The organism is Cellulomonas sp. (assembly GCF_015234515.1).
In the GTDB taxonomy this organism is placed as follows: Bacteria; Actinomycetota; Actinomycetes; order Actinomycetales; family Cellulomonadaceae; genus Cellulomonas.
Window position 1 is genome coordinate 53822 of the sequence record NZ_JADGMY010000011.1, and the last position, 22995, is coordinate 76816.

Below are 22995 nucleotides of genomic sequence, written 5' to 3' on the forward strand. Positions count from 1 at the left end.
AGGGCAGCAACAACGTCGACTGGACGCCCACCGGCGTCTGCTCGTAGTCCTGCCGTGCGGGGGCGTCGGGGCCACGGCCCCGGCGCCCCCGCCGCACGTCCGGGGTCGCGCGCCTGCCGTCCACCGGTCTGCCGCGAGCAGCGCGGGTCAGGTCGTGGCGTCGTCCGGCGGGCCGGCCGGGTCCTCGCTGCTCTCGCGCCCGGCGAGGAAGGCGGTCAGCGCGGGGCCGTCCGCCTCGACCCGGTCGACGACCTCGTCGCCCGTGCACGTCCACAGGCCGACCGTGACCTGCGTGCCGTCCCGGTCGAGCACGCGCCACACCGCACCGGAGTCCTCCCACCGGCGCAGGGCGTCGGCGGCGTCCGCGGCGGTGTGGGTGGTCACGCGGGCCCCACCTCGTCGAGCGGCGGCGTGAGGCGTCCGTCGGGGTCGAGGCGCTGGAGCATCGTGCGGGTGACGTCCTCGAGGCGACCGACCTGCTCGGGCGTCAGTGCGTCGAGGACGAGCTCGCGTGCGGTGGCGACATGCCCGGGTGCGGTGCGCACCACGAGGTCCCATCCCGCGTCGGTGAGGTGCGCGTTCGTCGCCCGCCGGTCGTCGGCGCAGGGCGCCCGCTCGACCAGCCCGCGGCCCTCCAGGCGCCGCACGACGTGCGAGAGCCGGGGGAGCGTGGCGTTCGTGCGCCGCGCGAGGTCCGACATGCGCAGCGTCCGGTCGGCAGCCTCGGACAGCATCGCGAGGACCTGGTACTCGAAGTGCGTGAGGCCCGCGTCGTGCTGTAGCTGGGAGTCGAGCTGGGCGGGCAGGAGCTCGGCGACGGCGACGAGGCCGAGCCAGGCGCGCAGCTCGGCGGGGGTCAGCCAGCGGGTCTCGGGGGGCACGGTGCCAGCCTATCTCCACGGTTGACGCGACAACTGGAACCGGTGCGGGACGGCTCGGCCGGGTTCCGGGCCGCCCACCCGTCGGGCACCCCGGCGGACCACGCCGGAAAGTCAACTACCTTTCTCCCGTGACTGAAGCGGAGATCGGGTCGGACGTCCCTCGCGGCGTCGTCAGCCATGAGGTACCGGAGCTCCTGCGCAACGACGTCCGGCTGCTCGGAGAGCTGCTCGGCCGCGTGCTGCGCGACGCCGGCGGCGAGGATCTGCTCGCCGACGTCGAACGGCTGCGCGAGCTGGCGATCGCCTCCCACAGCGAGCCGAACGGCCGCGCGCTGGCCGAGGCCGAGGCGCTCGTCGCCGGCTTCAGCCACGAGCGCGCCGAACAGGTGGCTCGCGCCTTCACGTGCTACTTCCACCTCGCCAACCTGGCCGAGGAGTACCACCGGGTGCGCGTGCTGCGCGACCGCGAGTCGCAGCTCTCGCCGCACGAGCTGGCCCCCGACGACTCGCTGCCCACCGCGTACCAGCAGCTGGTCGCCGAGGTGGGCGAGGAGACGGCCCGGGCCCGCCTGCGCGACCTCGAGTTCCGTCCCGTCTTCACCGCCCACCCGACCGAGGCGCGCCGGCGCGCCGTCTCCCGGTCGATCCGCCGCGTCGCGGAGCTGGTCGCGGAGCGCGACACGCTGCACATCGGCGGCACGACGCTGGCGGAGAACGAGCGGCGGCTGCTGGCCGAGATCGACACGCTGTGGCGCACGTCACCCCTGCGCGCGGAGAAGCCGACCGTCCTCGACGAGGTCGCCACGGTGCTGTCGATCTTCGACGCGACCCTCGCGGACGTCCTGCCGACGGTCTACCGCCGGCTCGACGACTGGCTCCTCGAGGACCAGGCGGGGACCACGGCACCCGTCGTCGCCCCGTTCGCTCGGCTCGGCTCGTGGATCGGCGGCGACCGGGACGGCAACCCCAACGTCACGGCCGAGGTCACGCGCGCGGCCGCAGCGATGGCGTCCGAGCACGCGCTCGACGCGCTGCTGGCCTCGGCGGGCCGCACCGCCGACGGCCTCACCCTCGACGCTGCGGGCACGCCCGCCTCGCCCGAGCTCAGTGCGCTGTGGCAGCGCCAGCGCTCCCTGTCGGATGCGATCACGTCGCGCATCGCCGGGTCCGCGCCCAACGAGCCGCACCGCCGCGCCCTGCTCGGGATCATCGAGCGGGTCGCCGCGACCCGGCGCCGGGACGCCGACCTGGCGTACGCGAGCGCCGACGAGCTCCTGACGGACCTGCGCATCGTGCAGCGCTCGCTCGAGAGCGCGGGAGCGAGGCGGGCCGCCTTCGGGGACCTGCAGCGGCTCATCTGGCAGGTGCAGACGTTCGGCTTCCACCTCGCCGAGCTCGAGATCCGCCAGCACTCCCAGGTGCACGCCGCCGCGCTCGCGGACATCGAGGCGAACGGCGTCGACGGCGACCTGCAGCCCATGACCGTCGAGGTGCTCGACACCTTCCGGGCGCTCGGCACAGTCCAGCGTCGTCTCGGCGTGGCGGCCGCGAGGCGCTACATCGTCTCGTTCACGCAGTCGCCCGAGCACCTCCCGGCCGTGTACCGCCTCGCCGACCTGGCCTTCGATGGTCCCGAGCACGCACCGGTCATCGACGCCATCCCGCTGTTCGAGACGTTCGCCGACCTGCAGAACAGCGTCGAGATCCTCGACGCCGCGCTCGAGCACCCGCGGGTGCAGGAGCGGCTGGCGGCCAACGGCCGCCGCGTCGAGGTCATGCTCGGGTACTCCGACTCCTCGAAGGACGTCGGCCCCCTGTCCGCGACGCTCGCCCTCGACGACGCGCAGCGGCGCATCGCCGAGTGGGCGCGTCGCAACGACATCGTCCTCACGCTGTTCCACGGGCGCGGGGGGGCGCTCGGACGCGGGGGCGGTCCGGCCAACCGTGCCGTCATGGCGCAGCCGCCGGGATCCGTCGACGGGCGCTTCAAGCTCACCGAGCAGGGCGAGGTCATCTTCGCGCGCTACGGGGACCCGGACATCGCCGCCCGGCACATCGAGCAGGTGACGGCGGCGACGCTGCTCGCGGACGCCCCGAGCGTCGTGCGCCGCAACGACGAGGCGGCGGGCCGGTTCGCCGACCTGGCGTCCCGCCTGGACGTCGCCTCCCGCGAGCACTTCCACGAGCTCGTGCGCGCCGACGGCTTCCCGTCCTGGTTCGCCCAGGTCACGCCCCTCGAGGAGATCGGCCTGCTGCCGATCGGCTCGCGCCCCGCACGGCGCGGGCTGTCGGTGTCGTCGCTGGAGGACCTGCGCGCGATCCCGTGGGTCTTCTCCTGGTCGCAGGCGCGCATCAACCTGGCCGGCTGGTACGGGCTGGGCACGGCGCTCGCGCAGGTCGGGGATGTCGAGGAGCTGCGCGCCGCGTACGCCGAGTGGCCGTTGTTCGCGACGATCATCGACAACGTCGAGATGTCGCTCGCCAAGACGGACGAGCGCATCGCCGCGCGCTACCTGGCACTGGGTGACCGGGACGACCTCGCGCAGCTCGTCCTCGAGGAGATGCGGCGCACGCGCGAGTGGGTGCTCGCCACGACCGGGAGCACGGGCGTCCTGTCGCGCCGCCGCATCCTCGGCCGCGCCGTGCAGCTGCGCAGCCCGTACGTCGACGCGCTGTCCCTGCTGCAGCTGCGGGCCCTGCGCGGGCTGCGGACCGGCGGGGAGCAGGCGTCGACCGACGACCTGCAGCGGCTGCTGCTGCTGACCGTCAACGGCGTCGCCGCGGGTCTGCAGAACACCGGCTGAGGCCTGACCCTGACGACGCCCCCGCACCGGTGCCAGAGCCCGGGGCGGGGGCGTCGTGCGTGCAGGCCGTGCCGCGGTCCCGTGCGCCGGCGCGTCAGCGCGCCGGGACCGTCCGCGTCGCCGCCCAGGCACGCAGGGCCGCGACCCGCTCCGCCATGACCACGGCGAGCGGACGCGTCGCACGCAGCTCGCGGAGCACGGCCGGCGCGTCCAGCTCCCCGCCGTGCGCGTGCGCCGCGTAGGTCGCCGCCACCACCGCCTGCTCGATCTCGGCACCGGAGAACCCGTCCGACGCGGCCACGAGGGGCGCAGTCTGCGCGTCGCCCAACGTCAGGCCGCGACGTGCGGCGTGCAGTCGCAGCAGCCCGGAGCGCGCGTCCGCGTCGGGCAGGTCGACGAAGAAGAGCTCGTCGAACCTCCCCTTGCGCACGAGCTCGGGCGGCAGCGCGGAGATGTCGTTGGCGGTCGCCGCGACGAAGACGCGGGAGCCACGGTCGGCCAGCCACGTCAGCAACGTCCCGAGCACGCGGCGTGCGGACCCGCCGTCGGACTCGCTGCTCGCGATGGCCTTCTCGATCTCGTCGACCCACAGCACGCACGGCGCCAGGGCGTCCGCCGCGGCCAGCGCGTCCCGCAGCCGGCGCTCGGACTCGCCGACGTACTTGTCGTGCACGCCGGCCAGGTCGAGGCGCAGGAGCGGCACACCGAGGATCGCCGCCGCCGCACGGGCCGCGAGCGACTTGCCGCACCCCTGGACGCCGAGCAGCAGCATGCCCCGTGGTGCGTCGAGGTGGGGCGCCGAGCCGTCCAGGGCGGGGCGTCGCAGCAGGAGCCACTGCACGACCCGGTCGAGGCCCACGACGTCGCCCGGCGCGACCGTGGCGTACTCGTACGACAGCACGCCGTCTGCCGCGAGCGCGTCGAAGCGGGCACGCTCGACGGCCGGCACGTCGCGCACGGTCAGCGCGCCGTCGTCGACGATCGCCCCGTGAGCCAGACGGCCGACGTCGGACCGCGACAGCCCCGCGAGCCGCTGCACGAGGAGCTCACGGGCGTGCGGCTCGACGTGCGGCATCAGGCCCGTGACGTCCGCCCAGGCGGTGACCGTGCGGTCGACGATGAGGGCGCGCTCGGCGGGTGACGGGAACGTCACCGGCACCCGCACCGCGAGGTGCTCGACCTCGCGCGGCAGGGTGAGCGTGCGCGAGACGAGCACGAGCGTGCTGCGGCGGCCGGCGGGTTGCAGCGCGACGTCCTTGAGCAGGCGCACGACGACCGGGTCGTCGAACCACGGGTGCAGGTCGAGCAGGACGTGGACGGCCGGTGCGACGCCGTCGACGATCGACCTCAGCAGGGTCGCCGGCTCGGTGTTGTGCAGCTGGGCGCCCCCGAGGTCGACGTCCATGCGCCGCAGGCCGTCCGTGACGCTCCAGCGGAAGACGGGTTGGGCTGGACGGCCTCCCGGGGGCCGCGCGGCGGCACGCAGGACGAGCTCCACGGCCTCGGCCTCGTCCTCGGTCTCCAGGGCGATGATCGGCGTGCGCGCGGACACGAGCGCCGCGAGGTCGTCGCGGGTGGGTTCGGGGTGCACGGCGGTCACGCTAGCGGCACGGGTGCGCGTCCCGACGCGTCCGGACCGGCGGGTGCGCGACTTCCACCCGCACGCCTCAGCCGGGCACCGACATGACGGCAGGCACAGGCCGGTTCGTCGCGAGCAGGTCGAGCACGAGGCGCTCGTGCGGCACCACGTCCTCGGGCAGTGCGTCCAGCGGGAACCAGCGCATCGCGGAGGTGCGGTCCGGCTCGCGCAGCGCGGGCTCACCGGTCCAGGCGGTCACCTCGAAGAAGACGTCGACGCGCTGCTCCACCTGCGGGCCTCCTCGTTGGAAGCGGTGCAGCGCGGTCAGCGGGCGCAGCGCGTCGACCTCCACGACGACGCCGGACTCCTCCGCCGCCTCGCGGACCGCGGCCTCGTGCACCGACTCACCGGGCTCCACGTGGCCGGCCAGGACGGCCCACCAGCCGTCCATGTAGCCGGTGCCGGTCCGCCGCTGCAGCAGGACTGCGTCGCCGTCCGCGTCGGACCGGCGCAGCACGACGTAGGCGGCGGCGACGAGGAGCGTGCGCCCGTGGAGGTGGTCGTCCGGGGCGTACCCGTCGGCGTGCGCTGGCATGGGCGCGAGTCTGGCACGGGGGTGCGACGCGCGGTTCACGCGCCGCCGCCGAGGTCCATGTGCAGGAGCTCCCACACGTGCCCGTCGGGGTCGCACACCGCGCGGGCGTACATCGAGCCGTCGTCCTGCGGGGGCCGAAACTCGCGCCCGCCGTGCGCGCGCGCGTCGCGGACGACCTGGTCGACCTCGGATCGGGACCCGGCGGTCAGGCAGAGCAGGACCTGCGTGCTCGCGCGGGCGTCGGCGACGGGCAGGTGCGTGAAGTCGGCGAACCTGTCGCGCTCCAGGAGCATCACGCAGATCGTGTCGGAGACCACGACGCACGCCGCGTGCTCGTCGCTGAACATCTCGTTCAGGTCCAGCCCGATGCCCGTGTAGAAGGAGCGCGACGCCGCGAGGTCGTGGACGGGGAGGTTGACGAAGATCATGCGGTCCACGGGTGCTCCTGAGGCGCAAGGGCTTGGTGATGACAACCGTTCCGACCGCCCACGAGGCTCAGGATCGTCGGGGGGTGTGCGATGTCGGTGGCCCCGGTTACGGTCGTGATGTGACGACGACCACACCCGCACAGCCGTCGGGTACCGCACCGGGTGCGGGCCCTGGAGATCTGACCGCCGACGAGTTCGCCGAGCGGCTCGCACCGATGCGGCGCGAGATCCTCGCGCACTGCTACCGCATGACGGGCTCGGTGCACGACGCGGAGGACATGCTGCAGGAGACGTACCTCAGGGCCTGGCGCGCGATGCGCGGCTTCGAGAACCGTTCGTCGCTGCGCACCTGGGTCTTCCGGATCGCGACCAACACCTGCCTGACGCATCTCGAGGGCCGGCGTCGCCGGCCGCTGCCCACGGGGATCGGTGCGCCGGCCGCCGACCCGCGGGACCAGCCACGCGAGGACCTCGGCACGCCGTGGCTCGAGCCCCTGCCCGACGCGCTGGTGTGGTCGCAGCCCGCCGCCGACCCCGCCGAGACGACGGTCCACCGCGACTCGGTCCGCCTGGCGTTCGTTGCGGCGCTGCAGCACCTCACCGCCCAGCAGCGCGCCGTGCTGCTCCTGCGCGACGTCCTCGCCTGGTCGGCGGCCGAGGTCGCCGACGCCCTGGCGCTGTCGGTCGCCGCGGTCAACTCCACACTGCAGCGGGCCCGCGCGCACATGGCGAACGTCCAGCACCTGACGCCCATGGAGCCGACCGACCCGCGCCACCGGGCACTGGTCGAGCGGTACGTCGCGGCCTTCGAGGCGTACGACGTCGCCGCCATCGTGGAGCTCCTCGCGGCCGACGTGGTCTGGGAGATGCCCCCGTTCCCCGGCTGGTACGCCGGGCCGCAGGCCGTGGGCGAGCTCATCGGCACGTGGTGCCCGGCGCAAGGTCCGGGGGACATGCGGATGGTGCCGACGTCCGCGAACGGGCTGCCGGCGTTCGCGCTGTACATGCGTAACGAGGAGGGAAGGCACGAGGCCTTCCAGGTGCAGCAGGTCACCGTCACCCAGGACGGGGTGCGGCACGTGACCGCGTGGTTCGGGGCGGAGCTGTTCGCACGTTTCGGTCTGCCGGCGCACCTGGCCTGAGCCAGCGGACGCCCCGGACGGCACCGAGCCCGGAGGTCGAGGTCCCTGATCTCTCAGGAACCCCGACCTCCGGGCTCGCTCGTGCGTGAGTGCTCAGGCGGCGGGCTTGGCGGCGCCGGACCTGCTGCGACCGCGACCGCCGCGGCGGCGGCGGGGAGCCCCCGACGGGTCGGACGGCGAGGTGCCCGCGTCGCGGCCGGCCGCCGGGCCGGTCGTGCGCTGCGGCGCCGCGGTGGTCCGCACGTCGTGGCTGCGCACGGCGTCCGGTCCGCCGGAGGTCCAGACGACAGCGGGCCCTGCGGGACGCGACGCGGCACGCGTGCCCGGACGGCGGCGTGCGCCGTCGGCCGGTGCGGCGGTCCGGGTGCTGTCCTGCGCGGCGCGGCCGGGAGCCGCCTGCCCGCGCGGTGCGTTGGACCGGCCACGCGTCGTCGCCTGGCCACGGCCCGCGCCCTGCTGGCCGCCACCGGACCGCCCGCGGCCCGCGGAGGTGGGGCGGTCGTCCGACGTCGCGGGTGCGGCCACGTACGTCGTCGGGGCGGGCGTGCCGCCGTTGTCGGCGCCGACCGTCCCGGGTGCGTCGGCGAGCTGACGCACGAGCGCGTCGCCGGGGCGCACCGAGACGGGCGTCACGGTGATGCCTGCGGCGCGGGTCATCGCCCGCACGTCGGCACGCTGCTCCGGCAGCTGGAGCGTCAGCACGGTGCCCGAGGCACCCGCGCGGGCCGTGCGACCCGAACGGTGCAGGTACGCCTTGTGCTCGGCCGGCGGGTCGACGTGCACGACCAGCTCGACCTCGTCGACGTGGATGCCACGCGCCGCGATGTCGGTTGCGACGAGCACGCGGGCCTCGCCGGAGGAGAACGCTGCGAGGTTGCGCTCGCGCGCGCCCTGACCGAGGTTGCCGTGCAGGTCGACGGCCGGGATGCCGGCCAGCGTGAGCTGCCGCGCGAGCTTCTTGGCGTGGTGCTTGGTGCGCATGAACAGGACCCGCCGGCCGGAGCCGGCCGCGAGCATCTCGACGACGGCCTTCTTGGCGGCGGCGTCGGCGACCTCGAGCACGTGGTGGGTGCTGGCGACCACGGTCTGCGCGGCGGGGTCGACGGCGTGCTCGACCGGCGTCGTCAGGTAGCGGTCGACGAGCGTGCCGACACCGTTGTCCAGCGTCGCCGAGAAGAGCAGGCGCTGGCCACGCTTCGGCGTGCGGTCCATGAGGCGGCGCACGACCGGCAGGAAGCCCAGGTCGGCCATGTGGTCGGCCTCGTCGAGCACGGTGATCTCGATGCCGTCGAGCGTCACCAGGTTCTGGCGGAGCAGGTCCTCGAGACGGCCGGGGCACGCGACGAGCACGTCGACGCCGCGGTCGAGGGCCGTGACCTGGCGCGACTGCGCGACGCCACCGAAGATCACGGCGGTGCGCAGGCCCGCGGCCTTGGCCAGCGGGGCGAACACGGCCTCGATCTGGGTCGCGAGCTCACGCGTGGGGCACAGCACCAGGGCACGGGGGCGGCGGGCACGGCGGGGCGTGCCGGACACGGCCAGGCGCGTCACGACGGGCAGGGCGAACGCGAGGGTCTTGCCCGAGCCGGTGCGGCCGCGGCCGAGCACGTCGGCGCCGCGCAGCGTGTCCGGCAGCGTCGCGGTCTGGATCGGGAAAGGGGTGGTGATCTGCTGGTCCGCGAGCGCGCGGACCAGCGCCTCGGGCACGCCGAGGTCGGTGAAGGTCGTCACAGGATGGTGCCTCTCGGGCTGTTGAAGTCGGGGTCCGCCGCACGATTCCCGGGGGGACTCCACGACGCGGGCGCGCGGTCGATCGCGCTGCCTCTCGGGACCACTGTCTCACACCCGGCGTCCGGGGCCCGGTGGGGCGCGCGTCGTCGCAGGTCAGCGCGCCGCGATCGAGCTGCCCTGCGGCTCGTCCAGCAGCGTGCGCAGCGTGGAGGTGGCCGCTGGGGTCCACCCCGCAGGGGGCGCCACGGCCGCCCACGCGTCGGCCGACTCGCCGACGTGCGTGTGCCCGTGCCCCGCCGGTGCCTGCCCGGCGACGAAGAAGTCGATCGTCACCCGGAAGAAGGCTGCCACCGGGAACCAGGCCATGTCGGGCACCTGCGCCGCGAGCGCCGGCGCGGCAGCGACCCACCGCACGAGGGGGCGCCGGCGCTCCGGCCACGGCGCACGCAGCCCGATCCGGCGTCCGCCCCACCCGACGGCGGTCCCGACCGCGTAGCCGATCGCGGCGCAGGTGCCCGCGCGGTGCGGGGTGCGTCGTCCGTGCTCCGCGGGCGGCGACGGTCCTGCCGTGCACTGTGCCACGCCACGTGCGACCGCGCGGCACGTCCCCCACGGTGTGGAGAGGGTCGGTACGGTGTGCGCAGGCGGCCGCCGGGGCCGCCGGGGCACGGACGGTGGCCATGAGCGACACGGGTAACGGCGACTTCGAGTTCGAGCGGCGGTTCCTCGCGCGCGACGTCCCGGCCGAGCTGCTCGACGCGGAGCCCGCGCTGATCGTCCAGAGCTACTACCTGGCCGACGAGGGATACGCGCTGCGGGTGCGCGCGCAGGCCTCCGCGGTCGCGGGCGTCGACGTCGGGCTCGACGAGGTGTCCCTCCTGGAGCAGTACGCCGACCGGGTCGACTTCTGCGCGGTCACCGTCAAGGGCCCGATGAACGGCGGGACCCGGTACGAGGCGGAGCGGGAGATCGACCCGCTCGTGGGCGTCCAGATGGTGCGCCGCGGGGGCGCGCGGGTCGCCAAGGTCCGGCACTCCGTGTGGCTCGGGGAGGACGGCTGGGTCGTCGACGTCTTCGCCGGTGCGAACGCGCCGCTCGTCGTCGCCGAGGTGGAGCGCGGCGGGCCGGTCACGGACCTCGCGATCCCGGACTTCTGCGTCACCGAGGTGACCGCCGATCCCCGGTTCGCCAACGACGGGCTCGCGCACGCGCCCTTCGCCACCTGGGCCGACGCCTGGCGTGCGGAGCTCGCGCAGCGGGGGCCGACGTTCCTGCCGGGCTTCGGGCACGACCACCGCATGACGGGGTTCTAGCGGCGCCACCTCCTGGCGCCCACCGACGCCTCCGCCGTCACCCGGCGCCGTGCCCCGCGGGCACGCGCTCGTCGGCGCGCACGGGGCCCGGTGCCGTGCCGTCGCCGAACGGTCGCCCGCCCAGGGCCTGGCGACCGTGCGGCGCCAGCCACCCGCCGAGCCGGGGGCCGCGCGGCACGATGCCCGACGGGTTGATGTCGCGGTGGACCTCGTAGTAGTGGCGCTTGATGTCGACGAAGTCGACCGTGTCACCGAAACCGGGGGTCTGGAACAGGTCGCGCGCGTACGCCCAGAGCACGGGGAGATCCGTGAGCCGGTCGCGGTTGCACTTGAAGTGCCCGTGGTAGACGACGTCGAACCGCACGAGCGTCGTGAACAGGCGCACGTCGGCCTCGGTGATCGTGTCGCCCACGAGGTACCGCCGGCCCGCCAGCCGCTCCTCGAGACGGTCGAGGGCCGCGAACAGCCGCGTGAACGCGCGGTCGTAGCTCTCCTGCGACCCGGCGAACCCGCACCGGTACACACCGTTGTTGACGTCGCGGTAGATCTCGTCGGACACCTCGTCGATCTGGTCGCGCAGCGCGTCGGGGTACAGGTCGGGGGCGCCCGGCCGGTGGTGCGCGGTCCACTGCGTCGACAGGTCGAGCGTGATCTGCGCGAAGTCGTTGGTGACGACCGCGCCCGAGGGCACGTCGACGATCGCGGGCACCGTGATCCCGCGCTCGTACTGCGGGTCGCGGCGCAGGTACGCGTCACGCAGCCGCTCGATCCCCAGGACCGGGTCGACCCCGCCGGGGTCGAGGTCGAAGGTCCACGAGCGCTCGTCGTGCGTGGGCCCGCAGACGCCCATCGACAGCGCGTCCTCCAGGCCGAGGAGGCGGCGCACGACGATCGCGCGGCTGGCCCACGGGCACGCGCGTGACACGACGAGTCGGTAGCGGCCGGCCTCGACGTGCCAGCCGTCGCGCCCGTCCGCCGTGATGCGGGTCGTCAGGTAACGGGTGTCACGCTCGAAGCCCGCGCCCGGTGTGCTGTAGACACCCGGCTGACCGTGCGCGCTCGTGCCGTCGGGGGCCGGCTCTGCGGGGGACTGGTCCATCGTCGGATGATGCCTCCTGGTGGGCGTTCCCGCAGGCCCCGGTACACGAATGCCTTCCCGGCACGGCCGTTCGATCCGGGATTGCACCGGTTCGTGGTACGCGGCGGGCTGCCATGTTGCCTACAGTGGCGAGCCGGCGGGAGCACGCCCGCCGACCGCTGGGGAGGGTCTGGGTCTTGCACGTGGAGCACATCGGTGGCGCGCGGCTGCGTGCGACGGCAGTGAGCGCGGCCCTCGTGGTCGCCCTGCTGGCGGGGTGCAGCTGGGGCACGGCGTCGCAGGAGCCGACCGGCTCGAGCAGTCCGACCGCGACGCCGTCGCCGACCGCGGTGAGCGCCACCCCGAGCAGCGGCTCGCCCGCGTCGGTCGTCACGGGCGAGGACGCGCACGCGGCGCTGGCGACGACGGCCGCGCTCCTCGAGGCGGCGCCCGTCGTGGTCGTGGCCCCGGCGGGTGACGTCGGCGCCGTGCTCACGGCCGCGTCGGCGGCGGTGGCGACGGGTGCGCCCGTGCTCCTCGTGGCCGGGGGCGTCGACCTCGCGCCGGAGCTCGCGCGCCTCGGCGCTCGCCACTCGCTCGTCGTCGGGGACGTGGCCCCCGGCGACCTCCCGGACGACGTCGGGACGATCGCGCTGCCCGCGGGTGCCGACGCCGACGCGCTCGCGGCGGCCACCGGCCACCGCTTCGGCGACCTCGTCACGGTGCCGCCCGGGGGTGAGAGCGCCGCCGTCCGGGCGCTCGCCGGACCGCGTCCGGCGGTCCTGGTGACGGCGGACGCAGCCGCGGACGACACCGCTGCGGACACCCCCACGACGTCGCCCGTGCCGGACGCCGCCACGCCGACAGGAGCCTCCACCGGTGCGGACGCGGGGCCGGGCTCCCTGCCGCCCACCGAGCCGGTCGTCGCCGAAGGGGTGCTCGCGCTCGCGGACGGCGTCGTGCCGCCCGCGGCCGCCGCCACGCTCCGCGCGCTCGGTGTCGAGGTCCTCGACGTGCCGGGCGGTGACCCGCGCGCGTCGTCGGCGACCGTGCAGGGGATCGCGGCCGCCGCGCCGTCGGCCGTCGTCGGGTTCGGCGAGACCTTCGGCTCGCCGGAGCAGCTGGCGGCACGCACCGCCACCGCACGCACCGGCGCCGAGCTGCCCGGCGGTGGCCAGCTCGTGTTCCCGTCCGTGGCCGGCCAGCCCGCCAAGAGGTACGTCGCGCTGTACGGGACACCCGGCTCGGGCGCGCTCGGGGTCCTGGGGGAGCAGGACGTGCCGGCGACCCTCGCGCGCGCCGAGCAGCACGCCGCGCCGTACCGGGGGCTGACCGGTGACACCGTCGTGCCCGCGGTCGAGATCATCGCGTCGATCGCGTCGGCGGGGGCGGAGGCCGACGGCACCTACTCCCGCAAGCGGTCGGTGCAGGACCTGCGGCCGCTGGTCGACGCGGCGGGGGCGGCGGGGCAGTACGTCGTGCTCGACCTGCAGCCCGGCCGCGAGGACTTCGTCACCCAGGCCCAGGCGTACGAGGAGCTGCTCGCGCTGCCGCACGTCGGCCTGGCGCTCGACCCCGAGTGGCGGCTGGCACCCGACCAGGTACACCTGCGGCAGATCGGGAGCGTCGGCATCGACGAGGTCAACGCGACCGCCGCCTGGCTCGCGCAGCTGACGCGCGAGCGGGACCTGCCGCAGAAGATGTTCGTCCTGCACCAGTTCTCGCTGCGGATGATCTCCGAGCGCGAGCGTCTCGACACGTCGCACGACGAGCTCGCGCCGCTCATCCACGTCGACGGCCAGGGGACCCAGCCGGCCAAGGCGGGTACGTGGACGGCGCTGCGCAACGGCGCCCCGCCCGTGCACTGGGGCTGGAAGAACTTCTACGACGAGGACGTGCCCATGCTCGACCCCGTCCAGACGTACCAGGTCCAGCCGGTGCCCGACCTCGTCACCTACCAGTGAGGCACGCCGCGACCAGCGGGGGACCGCGCGTTAGCGTGGGCGGGTGACCCAGAGCCCCGTGACCGGCGTGCGCGTCGGCGTCCAGCTCCAGCCCCAGCACGCCGACTACGGCCAGATCCGCGACGCGGTGCGCCGTGCCGAGGACCTCGGCGTCGACGTGGTCTTCAACTGGGACCACTTCTTCCCCTTGAACGGGGACCCGGACGGCAAGCACTTCGAGTGCTGGACGATGCTCGGGGCCTGGGCGGAGCAGACCAGCCGCGTCGAGATCGGCGCGCTCGTGACGTGCAACTCCTACCGGAACCCTGACCTGCTGGCCGACATGGCCCGCACGGTCGACCACATCAGCGGGGGCCGGCTGATCCTGGGGATCGGCGCCGGGTGGTTCGAGCGCGACTACACGGAGTACGGGTACGAGTTCGGCACGGCGGGCTCACGGATCGCGGACCTCGCGCAGGCGATGCCGCGCATCCGTGCGCGGTGGGCCGCGATGAATCCCGCACCGACGCGGGACATCCCGGTGATGATCGGCGGCGGGGGTGAGCGCAAGACGCTGCGCGTCGTGGCCGAGCACGCCGACATCTGGCACTCGTTCGGCGACGTCGACACGCTGCGGCGCAAGAGCGCGATCCTCGACGAGCACGGCGCCGCCGTCGGGCGCGACACCGCGGCGCTGGTGACGCGGTCCGTCGCGGTCGACGGGTCGGACCCCGACGAGGTCGGCGACGAGCTGCTCGCGGCCGGTGTGCGGCTGTTCACGTGCAGCGCCGACGGACCCGACTACGACCTGTCGCACGCGGCGGCGTGGGTGCGCTGGCGCGACGCGCGCGCCTGAGCGGCCCGCCGCCCGGAGGCCCTTTCCGTCCCCGTGCCCGCAGGTGGGCGCGCCGCGCCGCCGTGGCCCCACGGGCCGGATGCCTGCCCCGGCGCGTCTAGGCTCGGAGCAGGATGGCTGAACCGACGAGCGAGCTGCCGGCCCGGCGCCGGCTCGACCGCGCCGTCGACCGCGCCCTCGAGCGGGTCCGGCGCGGTGCGCGCCGCGCCCTGCGGGCCGTGCGGGCGTGGCGGCCGCGGCACGGGTGGTGGGCAGTCGTCGGTCTCGTCCTGGCCGGGGTGCTCGCGTCGCTCGTGTTCGGCGTGACGACCGCGTCGGTGCAGGCCGCGCTCGGGCCCCACGTGACCCGGTACGACGTCACCACGGACGCGACCGTCACCATCGACTTCGGGCCGCTCGGCACGCTCCAGATCGACTCGCCGCTGCCGGCCACCCTGGGGATCCGTGCAACCGTGCAGGAGATCCCGGCGAGCGTCACCGAGCTCGGGGAGGCGCGCACGCTGCAGGCGCTGAGCCAGGACCTCAACGCGTACGTGTCGTTCTTCTCCGGTCCCGCGGCCGCCGTCCAGGACGTCGCCAACGCGCTGGTCGCGAACGCGCTCCTGCGCTCGGCGGTCGCGTTCGTCGTCCTGCTGGCCGGCTGGCTGCTGCTGCGGTGGCTGCTCGGTCCCGACCGGCGGCGCGAGCTCGCGGACCGCCTCGCGGCACGGGCGCGGCCGCTGGGGGCCGGAGCGCTCGCGGTGGCCGTCGGTGCCACCGTCCTGACGTCCAGCGTCGCGCCCGGGGATCGGCCCGCGTCGCAGCCGGTGGCCTCCGCCGTGTTCGCCGGGACCCCCTTGGACGGTGCCCGGGTGACGGGCCGGCTGGGCGGTGTCATCGACACCTACGGCGCGTACGCGCTGGACGCGTGGCGCGCCAACGAGGACTTCTACCGCAGTGCCGACGATGCGCTCGTCGTCGCGTGGGAGGACTGGGAGGCCGACGAGGAACGCCTGGCGGACGAGGCCGCGGAGGAGGCGACCGCGCGCGCGGCGACCGACGGCGCGACGCCGGACGGTGCGGCGGGCGACGGCGTGTCGCCCGACGACGGGGTCGACGGTGCCGGGGCCGCCGACGGCACGGCACCCGACGGCACCGACGAGGGCGTGGACGCGGGAGCGGGCGCCGAGCCCGACGGGACGGCGGACGGCCTCACGCAGGACGCCGACGCCGCCGGCGTCGGACCGACCGTGGACCCCGTCGCCACGCCGACGGCGAGCGCCTCGCCCACGGCGGACCCCGACCCGCCGGTGGAGCCGATCGTGCTCGTCGTCGCCTCCGACCTGCACTGCAACGTCGGGATGGCCCCGTTGATCGGGACCCTCGCGCGGCTCGCCGGTGCCGACGCCGTGCTCGACGCCGGTGACACGACGATGAACGGCACCTCGGTCGAGCAGTACTGCGTCACGTCGTTCGCGCGTGCCGTCCCGCCCGGCGTGGCGCTGGTGACGTCGCCGGGCAACCACGACTCGCGCGAGACCACCGACAACTACGCCCGGGCGGGCGCGATCGTCCTGGACGGTGGGGTCGTGGAGGTCGCCGGGTTGCGGATCCTCGGGGACCGGGACCCCAACGAGACGCGGGTCGGCGCCGGTGGCACCGCCTCCGCGGCCGACGAGACGCCGGCGCAGGCGGGTAGGCGCCTGGCGGACGTCGCGTGCGACGACGGTGAGGTCGACCTGCTGCTGGTCCACTCCCCGTCGGTGGGGGACGCGGCCCTGGACGACGGCTGCGTTCCGGCGCAGGTCTCGGGTCACTACCACCGGCGCATCGGGCCCGAGCAGGTCGGCCTGGGTGTGCGGTACGTGTCGTCGAGCAGCGCCGGGGCGACGCTCAACCAGCCCACCGTCGGTCCCCTGAGGGGCGTGGCCGAGCTGACCGTCCTGCGGTTCGATCCCGAGTCGCGGCTGTTCCTCGACTACCAGGTGGTGCGCGTCGCGCCCGACGCGACCGTGAGCGTCGGACGTCCGCAGCCCTGGCCCGCGATCGTCGAGCAGCGGGACGCCGAGGACGCCGTCGGGTTCGGCCCCGTCGGGCCGGACGACCCGACGGCCTCGCCGGACGGCGCGACGGCCTCGCCGGACGGCGCGACGCCGGAGGGGTGAGTCGCGCGGCGTCGCGGATGAATTGGTCCGCAGGGGTTGTGCGTACGCGGTACGGGTGGTGGCCTGGACCGGTGCGTCCCCGCGGGCCCATGGCCGTGCCCGCGCGGGACGTGCACGGGGGGAGTGCGCGTGCGACGTCTTGCAGTCGTGGTGGTCACGGCAGGGCTGCTGCTCGCCGGTGCCGTGCCCGCGTGGGCCGGACCGGGCGAGGACGTGCTGCGCCCCGGTGAACAGCTCGCACCGGGGGAAGGGCTGCTGGCGCCGGGTGGTGGGCACGTGCTCGTCGTCCAGCCCGACGGGTCGCTGGGCCTGTACGCGCTCGACGACGTCGTGCGCTGGTCGTCGGGACGCGGGGTGGCGGGTGCGACGCTCACGGCGGACGCGACCGGGGACGTGCGGCTGGTGGCCCCCGACGGTGCGGTGCTGTGGAGCACCGCGACCGCAGGTTCCCAGGGGACGCTGCGGCTGCGGGACGACGGGGAGCTCGTCGTCGAGAGCCCGGACGGCAGCGTCGTCTGGGCCAGCGGCACGGCGGTGGTGCCGTCCACGCTCGTCGGCCCCGGGCTGCTCGACGCCGACGACGTGCTGTCCTCACCCGACGGTCGGCACATCCTGCTCGTCGACCCGGAGGCGGGCGTGCAGCTGCGCGGACCGGACGGTGTCGTGCGGTGGACACCCGGGGCCGACGCCGAGCCCGCGCCCGGGTCGGAGGCCGAGGCCGAGTCGCAGTCCTCCGCGCCGCAGGGTGCGCCACGGGCGGTGGCCCTCGAGCTCCGCGAGGACGGCAACCTCGTGGCCCTCGACGCGGACGGTGACCTCGTGTGGCGCAGCCGTACCGCAGGGAGCGGCCCGGCGTCCCTCGTGCTGCAGGACGACGGCAACCTCGTGCTGCTCGATGCAGCCGGCACGCCGGTGTGGAGCGCGGGCACGCCGATCGGCCCGTCCGCGTTGGACGTCGGTGGGGAGGTGGCCGCGGGCGCCTCGCTGGGCTCGCCCTCGGGCCACCTCGCCCTGGAGCTCGCCGCCGGTGCGCTCGTCGCCACGTGGGACGACGAACCGGTCTGGTCGTCCTCGACGGACACCGGGACGACCCTCCGGCTGCAGGAGGACGGTGACCTCGTGCTGCTCGACGCCGCGGGCACGCCCGTCTGGACGAGCGGCACGGCGGGGCACCCCGGCGTGCGCCTCGTGATGGAGGAGACGGCGGTCCTGCTCGTCACCGCGGAGGGTGAGGTGCTGTGGCAGGTGGGTGTCCCCGAGGAGCTGGTCGTCCAGAGCGTGCCGCCGACGGTCCCCACGGGTGTGCAGCCGACCGACTGCGCGCTCGTCGACGGACCCGTCGCGGAGGGCGACATCGTGCGCACCCGCAGCGGGATCCGCGTGCACCCGTGCCTCGCCGAGACCGTCGACGCCCTCGTGGACGCGGCGAAGGCCGACGGCGTCGAGCTGGGCGGCGGCGGGTGGCGCAGCCCCGAGCAGCAGATCGCGCTGCGCCGCGCGCACTGCGGCCCGACGGACGCCGACGTGTTCCAGAAGCCGGCGTCAGCGTGCTCGCCGAGCACCGCGCGGCCGGGCAGCTCCCGCCACGAGCGCGGGCTCGCGATCGACTTCACGTCGGGGGGCCGCTCGTTGACGTACGGGTCCGCGGCGTACGCGTGGCTCACGGAGCACGCCGGCGAGTACGGGCTGGAGAACCTGCCGGGGGAGGCCTGGCACTGGAGCGTCGACGGCTCCTGAGCCCTCTACGCTGGCCTCGTGTCCCAGAGCGCTGCCCCCCTGTCCGCAGTGACCCAGGACTACCTCAAGGTCATCTGGGGCGCGCAGGAGTGGTCCGACGTGCCGGTCACGACCAAGCTGCTCGCGAGCAGGCTCGGGGTCGGACCCTCGACGGTCTCGGAGACCGTCAAGCGCCTCGCCGACGCCGGGCTGGTGTCGCACCGGCCCTACGGGGCCGTGGAGCTCACCGCGGCGGGGCGTGCGCACGCGGTCGCGATGGTCCGTCGGCACCGCCTGATCGAGACCTACCTCGTCGAGAAGCTGGGCTACGGCTGGGACGAGGTGCACGACGAGGCCGAGGTCCTGGAGCACGCGGTGAGCGACCGGTTCGTCGAGCGCGTGGCCGACCTGCTGGGGCACCCGGACCGCGACCCGCACGGCGACCCGATCCCGGCGGCCGACGGCACGGTCCACCTGCCCGACGCGCGCGTCATGTGGGAGGTCGAGACGGGGGAGTACCGCGTCGCACGGATCTCCGACGCGGACCCTGAGCTGCTGCGGTACCTCGAGGGGGTCGGGCTCGTGCTCGACGCCCCGGTGACGCTGGAGGAGCGGCGCGCGGTCACCGGCGTCGTGAGCGTGCTCCCGGCCGGCCGACCCGACCGCGTGGAGCTGGGGGAGGTCGCGGCGAGCGCGATCTGGCTCGCCCCGCGCGACTGAGGGTCAGCGGCGTCGACCGGTGCCGACGATCGTGCGGGTGATCTCCCGCCCGAGCTGGGTGCCGGCCGAGCGCAGGAACGCGTCGAGCGGGGCGCTGCCCGTGCTGGGCCGGGGCGGGGGCGCCTCCGGCGTCGGTACGATTCACCGGTGAGCGATCAGTCCCCGACCCCGGCCCCCGACGACGTCCCGTTCCGCTACACCGCTGCCCTCGCGCAGGAGATCGAGCTCCGCTGGCAGGACGAGTGGGAGAAGCGCGGCACGTTCTTCACGCCCAACCCGGTCGGCCCGCTCACGGACGGTCGCGGACGCCACGCCGACCCGGCCGCCCGCCCGTTCTTCGTCATGGACATGTTCCCGTACCCGTCGGGTGCCGGGCTGCACGTCGGGCACCCGCTGGGCTACATCGCGACGGACGTCGTCGGGCGCTTCCGGCGCATGTGCGGCGACAACGTGCTGCACGCCCTGGCGTTCGACGCGTTCGGGCTGCCCGCGGAGCAGTACGCCGTGCAGACCGGCCAGCACCCGCGGGTGACGACCGAGGCGAACATCGCGATCATGCAGCGCCAGCTGCGCCGTCTGGGCCTCGCGCACGACCCGCGCCGGTCGTTCGCGACGATCGACCCGGACTACGTGCGCTGGACGCAGTGGATCTTCCTGCAGATCTTCGAGTCCTGGTACGACGAGGACGCGGTCCGACCGGACGGCGGCACCGGCCGCGCCCGTCCCGTGGCCGAGCTCGTCGAGGAGTACGCCGCCGGCACCCGCCCGCTGCCCACCGACGTCGAGGGCGTCACCGAGGGCGCGACGTGGGCCGACCTGGACGAGGCCACGCGCCGTCGCGTCGTCGACAGCCGCCGCCTGGCCTACCTGTCGCAGACGCCGGTCAACTGGGCCCCGGGCCTGGGGACCGTCCTGGCGAACGAGGAGGTCACGTCCGACGGACGCTCGGAGCGCGGCAACATGCCCGTGTTCCAGCGCAGCCTGCGCCAGTGGAACATGCGCATCACGGCGTACGCGGACCGCCTCACGGACGACCTCGAGCGGATCGACTGGCCGGAGAAGGTCAAGTCGATGCAGCGCCACTGGATCGGCCGCTCGACGGGCGCGCGCGTCCGGTTCGCGGTGCAGGGCGGCGAGGAGGTCGAGGTCTTCACGACCCGCCCCGACACCCTGTTCGGTGCGACCTTCCTCGTCGTGTCACCCGAGCACCCGCTGCTGGACGAGGTCCCCGCGGCGTGGCCCGACGGCACGTCGAGCGCCTGGACGGGCGGGCACGCCTCACCCACGGACGCCGTGGCCGACTACCGGCGGCAGGCGGCGGCCAAGACCGCCGTGGAGCGTCAGCAGGACGCCGGGCGCAAGACCGGCGTGTTCACGGGCCACCTGGCCGCCAACCCCGTGAACGGCGAGCTGCTGCCCGTCTTCACGGCGGACTACGTGCTCATGGGCTACGGCACCGGCGCGATCATGGCCGTCCCGGGCGGTGACGAGCGCGACTTCCAGTTCGCCGAGGCCTTCGGGCTGCCCGTCGTCTACACGGTCGACGCCCCCGAGGGGACGCCTCCGGGCGCCCGCACGGGTGGCGGCGCGGTCATCAACTCCTCCAACGCCGACCTCAGCCTGGACGGCCTGGAGGTCGACGAGGCGAAGGACCGCATCATCGCGTGGCTGGAGGCCAAGGGCGTCGGCGAGCGGACGGTCACGTACCGGCTGCGCGACTGGCTCTTCAGCCGGCAGCGCTACTGGGGCGAGCCGTTCCCGATCGTCTACGACGAGCACGACACGCCGATCGCACTGCCGCTGTCCGCGCTGCCGGTCGAGCTCCCCGAGGTCCCGGACTTCTCCCCGCGCACCTACGCGCCGGACGACGCGGACTCCGAGCCCGAGCCGCCGCTGGGCCGCAACACCGACTGGCTGTACGTCGAGCTGGACCTGGGTGACGGGCCCAAGCGCTACCGCCGGGACGCCAACACGATGCCCAACTGGGCCGGCTCGTGCTGGTACTACCTGCGGTACCTGGACCCGCACTCGGACGACGTGCTCGTGGACCCCGCCCTCGAGGAGTACTGGATGGGCCCGGGGCACGGTGCGCAGCCGGAGGGTTCCACCGGCGGCGTCGACCTGTACGTCGGTGGCGTCGAGCACGCCGTGCTGCACCTGCTCTACGCGCGGTTCTGGCACAAGGTCCTGTACGACCTGGGTCACGTCCGCAGCTCCGAGCCGTTCCACAAGCTGTTCAACCAGGGGTACATCCAGGCGTACGCGTACACCGACGAGCGCGGCGTGTACGTGCCCGCGGCCGAGGTCATCGAGGACGAGACGTCGCCGACCGGCTTCCGGTGGGACGGGCAGCCCGTCAACCGCGAGTACGGCAAGATCGGCAAGTCGCTGAAGAACGCCGTGTCGCCCGACGAGATGTACGAGGCGTACGGCGCCGACACGCTGCGCGTCTACGAGATGTCGATGGGTCCGTTGGACCTGTCGCGCCCGTGGGAGACGCGCGCCGTCGTGGGGGCACAGCGGTTCCTGCAGCGCCTGTGGCGCAACGTCGTGGACGAGACCACCGGCGAGGTGGTCGTGTCCGACGACGCCCCGTCGGTCGAGACGCTGCGCGTGCTGCACCGCACGATCGCCGACGTGCGCGAGGACATGGCGGCGATGCGGATCAACACCGCGATCGCCAAGCTCATCGTCCTCAACAACCACCTGACGACGCTGGAGCGCGCGCCGCGGTCGGTCGTCGAGGCCCTCGTCGTCATGACGGCTCCGGTCGCGCCGCACGTCACCGAGGAGCTGTGGGCCCGGCTCGGTCACGACGAGTCGGTCGTGCACGCGACCTTCCCGCAGGCCGACCCGCAGTACCTCGTGGAGGACACCGTGACCTGCGTGTTCCAGGTCCAGGGCAAGGTGCGAGGCCGCGCCGAGGTCGCGCCGTCCGTCGGCGACGACGAGCTGCGCGACCTCGCGCTGGCCGACGAGGGCGTCCAGCGCGCGCTCGCGGGGCGGGACGTGCGCACGGTCGTCGTGCGCGCACCGAAGCTCGTCAACGTGGTGCCGGTCTGAGCCCGGGGTCCGCGCCGCCCCGCCCGCGGGTCGCGGTCGTCACCGACTCGACGGCCGCGCTGCCCCCGGGTCTGGCTGAGGAGGTCGGCCTGCACGTCGTGCCTCTCGACGTCAGCATCGACGGTGCGTGGTACGCCGAGGGGGTCGACGTGACCCCCGCGCAGCTGCTGCACGCGCTCGAGCGCGGGGCGAAGGTCACGACGTCGCAGCCGCCGCCCTCGGCGTTCGCGGCCGCCTACGAGCGGGCCGCGGCCGCCGGTGCCCACGAGATCGTCTCGGTGCACCTGTCCGGTGACATGTCCGGGACCGTGCGGTCGGCGCGCACGGCCTCGGCCGTCAGCCCGGTGCCGGTCCGGGTCGTGGACTCGCGGACGGCGGCGCTCGGGCTCGGGCTCGCGGCCGTGGCGGCCGCCCGGCACGCCCGGACGCCGCTCGATGAGGCACCCGAGGTCCAGGCCACGCCCGACGACGGGCTGGGCGGAGCCGTCCGGCGGTGGGTGACGCGCACGGCGCACCGCGGTGGGCCGGCGCCCGTGTGGCCCGACGCCGCGCAGGTCGCGCACGTCGCGGCGGAGGCGGCCGAGAGCGCCCGCGTGTGGTTCCTCGTCGACTCGCTCGAGCACCTGCGCCGGGGCGGGCGCCTCGGGGCAGGTGCCGCCGCGCTCGGCACCGTCCTCGGGCTGCGCCCGATCCTGTCGGTGCAGGACGGTCGGCTCGTCGTGTGCGAGAAGGTCCGGACGCGCCGGGCCGCGCGCGACCGGCTGGAGCAGCTGGCGCTCGCCGAGCTCGCGGGGCGTGACTCAGCGCGTGTCGCCGTGCACCACGTCGGCCCCTCGGACGCAGCAGAGGAGGTCGCCGCCCACCTGGCGCTCGCCGCGGGTGTCCCGGTGGCCGACGTGCTGGTCGCGGACGCGGGCGCGGTTCTCGCGGCGCACGTCGGGCCCGGTCTGCTCGCCGTCGTCGTCGCGGACGTCTAGCGGCGTCACGCTGCGCGCGTGAGCT

18 protein-coding genes are annotated in these 22995 nt (G+C 74.9%); 10 read left to right on the top strand and 8 right to left on the bottom strand.

The features are described 5' to 3' along the window. Nucleotides 1–147: 147 nt before the first annotated feature. Both IR158_RS03710 and IR158_RS03715 read right to left on the bottom strand, forming a co-directional pair. A complete protein-coding gene (locus IR158_RS03710; RefSeq protein WP_291809708.1) occupies nt 148–384 on the bottom strand; it encodes a hypothetical protein in 237 nt (78 codons plus the stop codon). Continuing rightward, complete coding sequence (locus IR158_RS03715; protein ID WP_291809711.1) at nt 381–881, bottom strand: MarR family transcriptional regulator; 501 nt, start codon at nt 879–881, stop codon at nt 381–383. Before IR158_RS03715 ends, IR158_RS03710 begins: the two co-directional genes overlap by 4 nt. Nucleotides 882–1009: 128 nt before the next feature. Here IR158_RS03715 and IR158_RS03720 point away from each other — a divergent pair, with 128 nt between their 5' ends. Next, nucleotides 1010–3685: a phosphoenolpyruvate carboxylase gene (locus tag IR158_RS03720; RefSeq protein ID WP_291809714.1), complete on the top strand. Its 2676-nt coding sequence runs from the start codon at nt 1010–1012 to the stop codon at nt 3683–3685. A gap of 94 nt (nt 3686–3779) precedes the next feature. Here IR158_RS03720 and IR158_RS03725 read toward each other — a convergent pair whose 3' ends face one another. The 3 genes from IR158_RS03725 to IR158_RS03735 form a co-directional block, all read right to left on the bottom strand. Then, complete coding sequence (locus IR158_RS03725) at nt 3780–5276, bottom strand: AAA family ATPase (protein ID WP_291809717.1); 1497 nt, start codon at nt 5274–5276, stop codon at nt 3780–3782. Nucleotides 5277–5352: 76 nt separating this feature from the next. Then, on the bottom strand, nt 5353–5859 hold the full coding sequence (locus tag IR158_RS03730; RefSeq protein WP_291809720.1) for an NUDIX domain-containing protein: 507 nt from the start codon (nt 5857–5859) through the stop codon (nt 5353–5355). 35 nt (nt 5860–5894) lie between these two features. Continuing rightward, nucleotides 5895–6287 carry a VOC family protein gene (locus IR158_RS03735; protein ID WP_291810129.1) on the bottom strand — a complete coding sequence of 131 codons (393 nt, stop codon included), beginning with the start codon at nt 6285–6287 and terminating at the stop codon, nt 5895–5897. A 119-nt stretch (nt 6288–6406) separates the two neighbouring features. On the opposite strand from IR158_RS03735, the gene IR158_RS03740 reads away from it, so the two are divergent. Continuing rightward, nucleotides 6407–7429 carry a sigma-70 family RNA polymerase sigma factor gene (locus tag IR158_RS03740; RefSeq protein ID WP_291809723.1) on the top strand — a complete coding sequence of 341 codons (1023 nt, stop codon included), beginning with the start codon at nt 6407–6409 and terminating at the stop codon, nt 7427–7429. A gap of 93 nt (nt 7430–7522) precedes the next feature. Here the strand turns inward: IR158_RS03740 and IR158_RS03745 are convergent, their stop codons facing one another. Both IR158_RS03745 and IR158_RS03750 read right to left on the bottom strand, forming a co-directional pair. Further along, complete coding sequence (locus IR158_RS03745; protein ID WP_291809726.1) at nt 7523–9160, bottom strand: DEAD/DEAH box helicase; 1638 nt, start codon at nt 9158–9160, stop codon at nt 7523–7525. Nucleotides 9161–9313: 153 nt separating this feature from the next. Next, nucleotides 9314–9742 carry an alpha/beta-hydrolase family protein gene (locus IR158_RS03750; RefSeq protein WP_291809729.1) on the bottom strand — a complete coding sequence of 143 codons (429 nt, stop codon included), beginning with the start codon at nt 9740–9742 and terminating at the stop codon, nt 9314–9316. A 98-nt stretch (nt 9743–9840) separates the two neighbouring features. Between IR158_RS03750 and IR158_RS03755 the strand changes: the two genes are divergently transcribed. Continuing rightward, complete coding sequence (locus tag IR158_RS03755) at nt 9841–10473, top strand: CYTH domain-containing protein (protein WP_291809733.1); 633 nt, start codon at nt 9841–9843, stop codon at nt 10471–10473. 37 nt (nt 10474–10510) lie between these two features. Here the strand turns inward: IR158_RS03755 and IR158_RS03760 are convergent, their stop codons facing one another. Beyond that, a complete protein-coding gene (locus IR158_RS03760; protein WP_291809737.1) occupies nt 10511–11572 on the bottom strand; it encodes a glutathione S-transferase C-terminal domain-containing protein in 1062 nt (353 codons plus the stop codon). 182 nt (nt 11573–11754) lie between these two features. Between IR158_RS03760 and IR158_RS03765 the strand changes: the two genes are divergently transcribed. The 7 genes from IR158_RS03765 (at nt 11755) to IR158_RS03795 (ending at nt 22970) form a co-directional block, all read left to right on the top strand. After that, entirely contained in the window at nt 11755–13515 is a 1761-nt protein-coding gene (locus IR158_RS03765) for a hypothetical protein (RefSeq protein WP_291809741.1), read from the top strand. A gap of 43 nt (nt 13516–13558) precedes the next feature. Continuing rightward, entirely contained in the window at nt 13559–14350 is a 792-nt protein-coding gene (locus IR158_RS03770; RefSeq protein WP_291809744.1) for an LLM class F420-dependent oxidoreductase, read from the top strand. A gap of 113 nt (nt 14351–14463) precedes the next feature. Then, nucleotides 14464–16494: a metallophosphoesterase gene (locus IR158_RS03775; RefSeq protein ID WP_291809747.1), complete on the top strand. Its 2031-nt coding sequence runs from the start codon at nt 14464–14466 to the stop codon at nt 16492–16494. 129 nt (nt 16495–16623) lie between these two features. Continuing rightward, nucleotides 16624–18231, top strand: coding sequence for a D-alanyl-D-alanine carboxypeptidase family protein (locus IR158_RS03780; protein WP_291809750.1), 1608 nt, complete (start codon nt 16624–16626; stop codon nt 18229–18231). 18 nt (nt 18232–18249) lie between these two features. Then, on the top strand, nt 18250–18930 hold the full coding sequence (locus IR158_RS03785; RefSeq protein ID WP_291809753.1) for a metal-dependent transcriptional regulator: 681 nt from the start codon (nt 18250–18252) through the stop codon (nt 18928–18930). 147 nt (nt 18931–19077) lie between these two features. After that, complete coding sequence (gene leuS, locus IR158_RS03790; RefSeq protein WP_291809755.1) at nt 19078–21993, top strand: leucine--tRNA ligase; 2916 nt, start codon at nt 19078–19080, stop codon at nt 21991–21993. Beyond that, nucleotides 21990–22970, top strand: a complete 981-nt coding sequence (locus IR158_RS03795) for a DegV family protein (RefSeq protein WP_291810130.1) — start codon at nt 21990–21992, stop codon at nt 22968–22970. The genes leuS and IR158_RS03795 overlap by 4 nt, the downstream gene beginning before the upstream one ends. Nucleotides 22971–22995 lie beyond the last annotated feature (25 nt).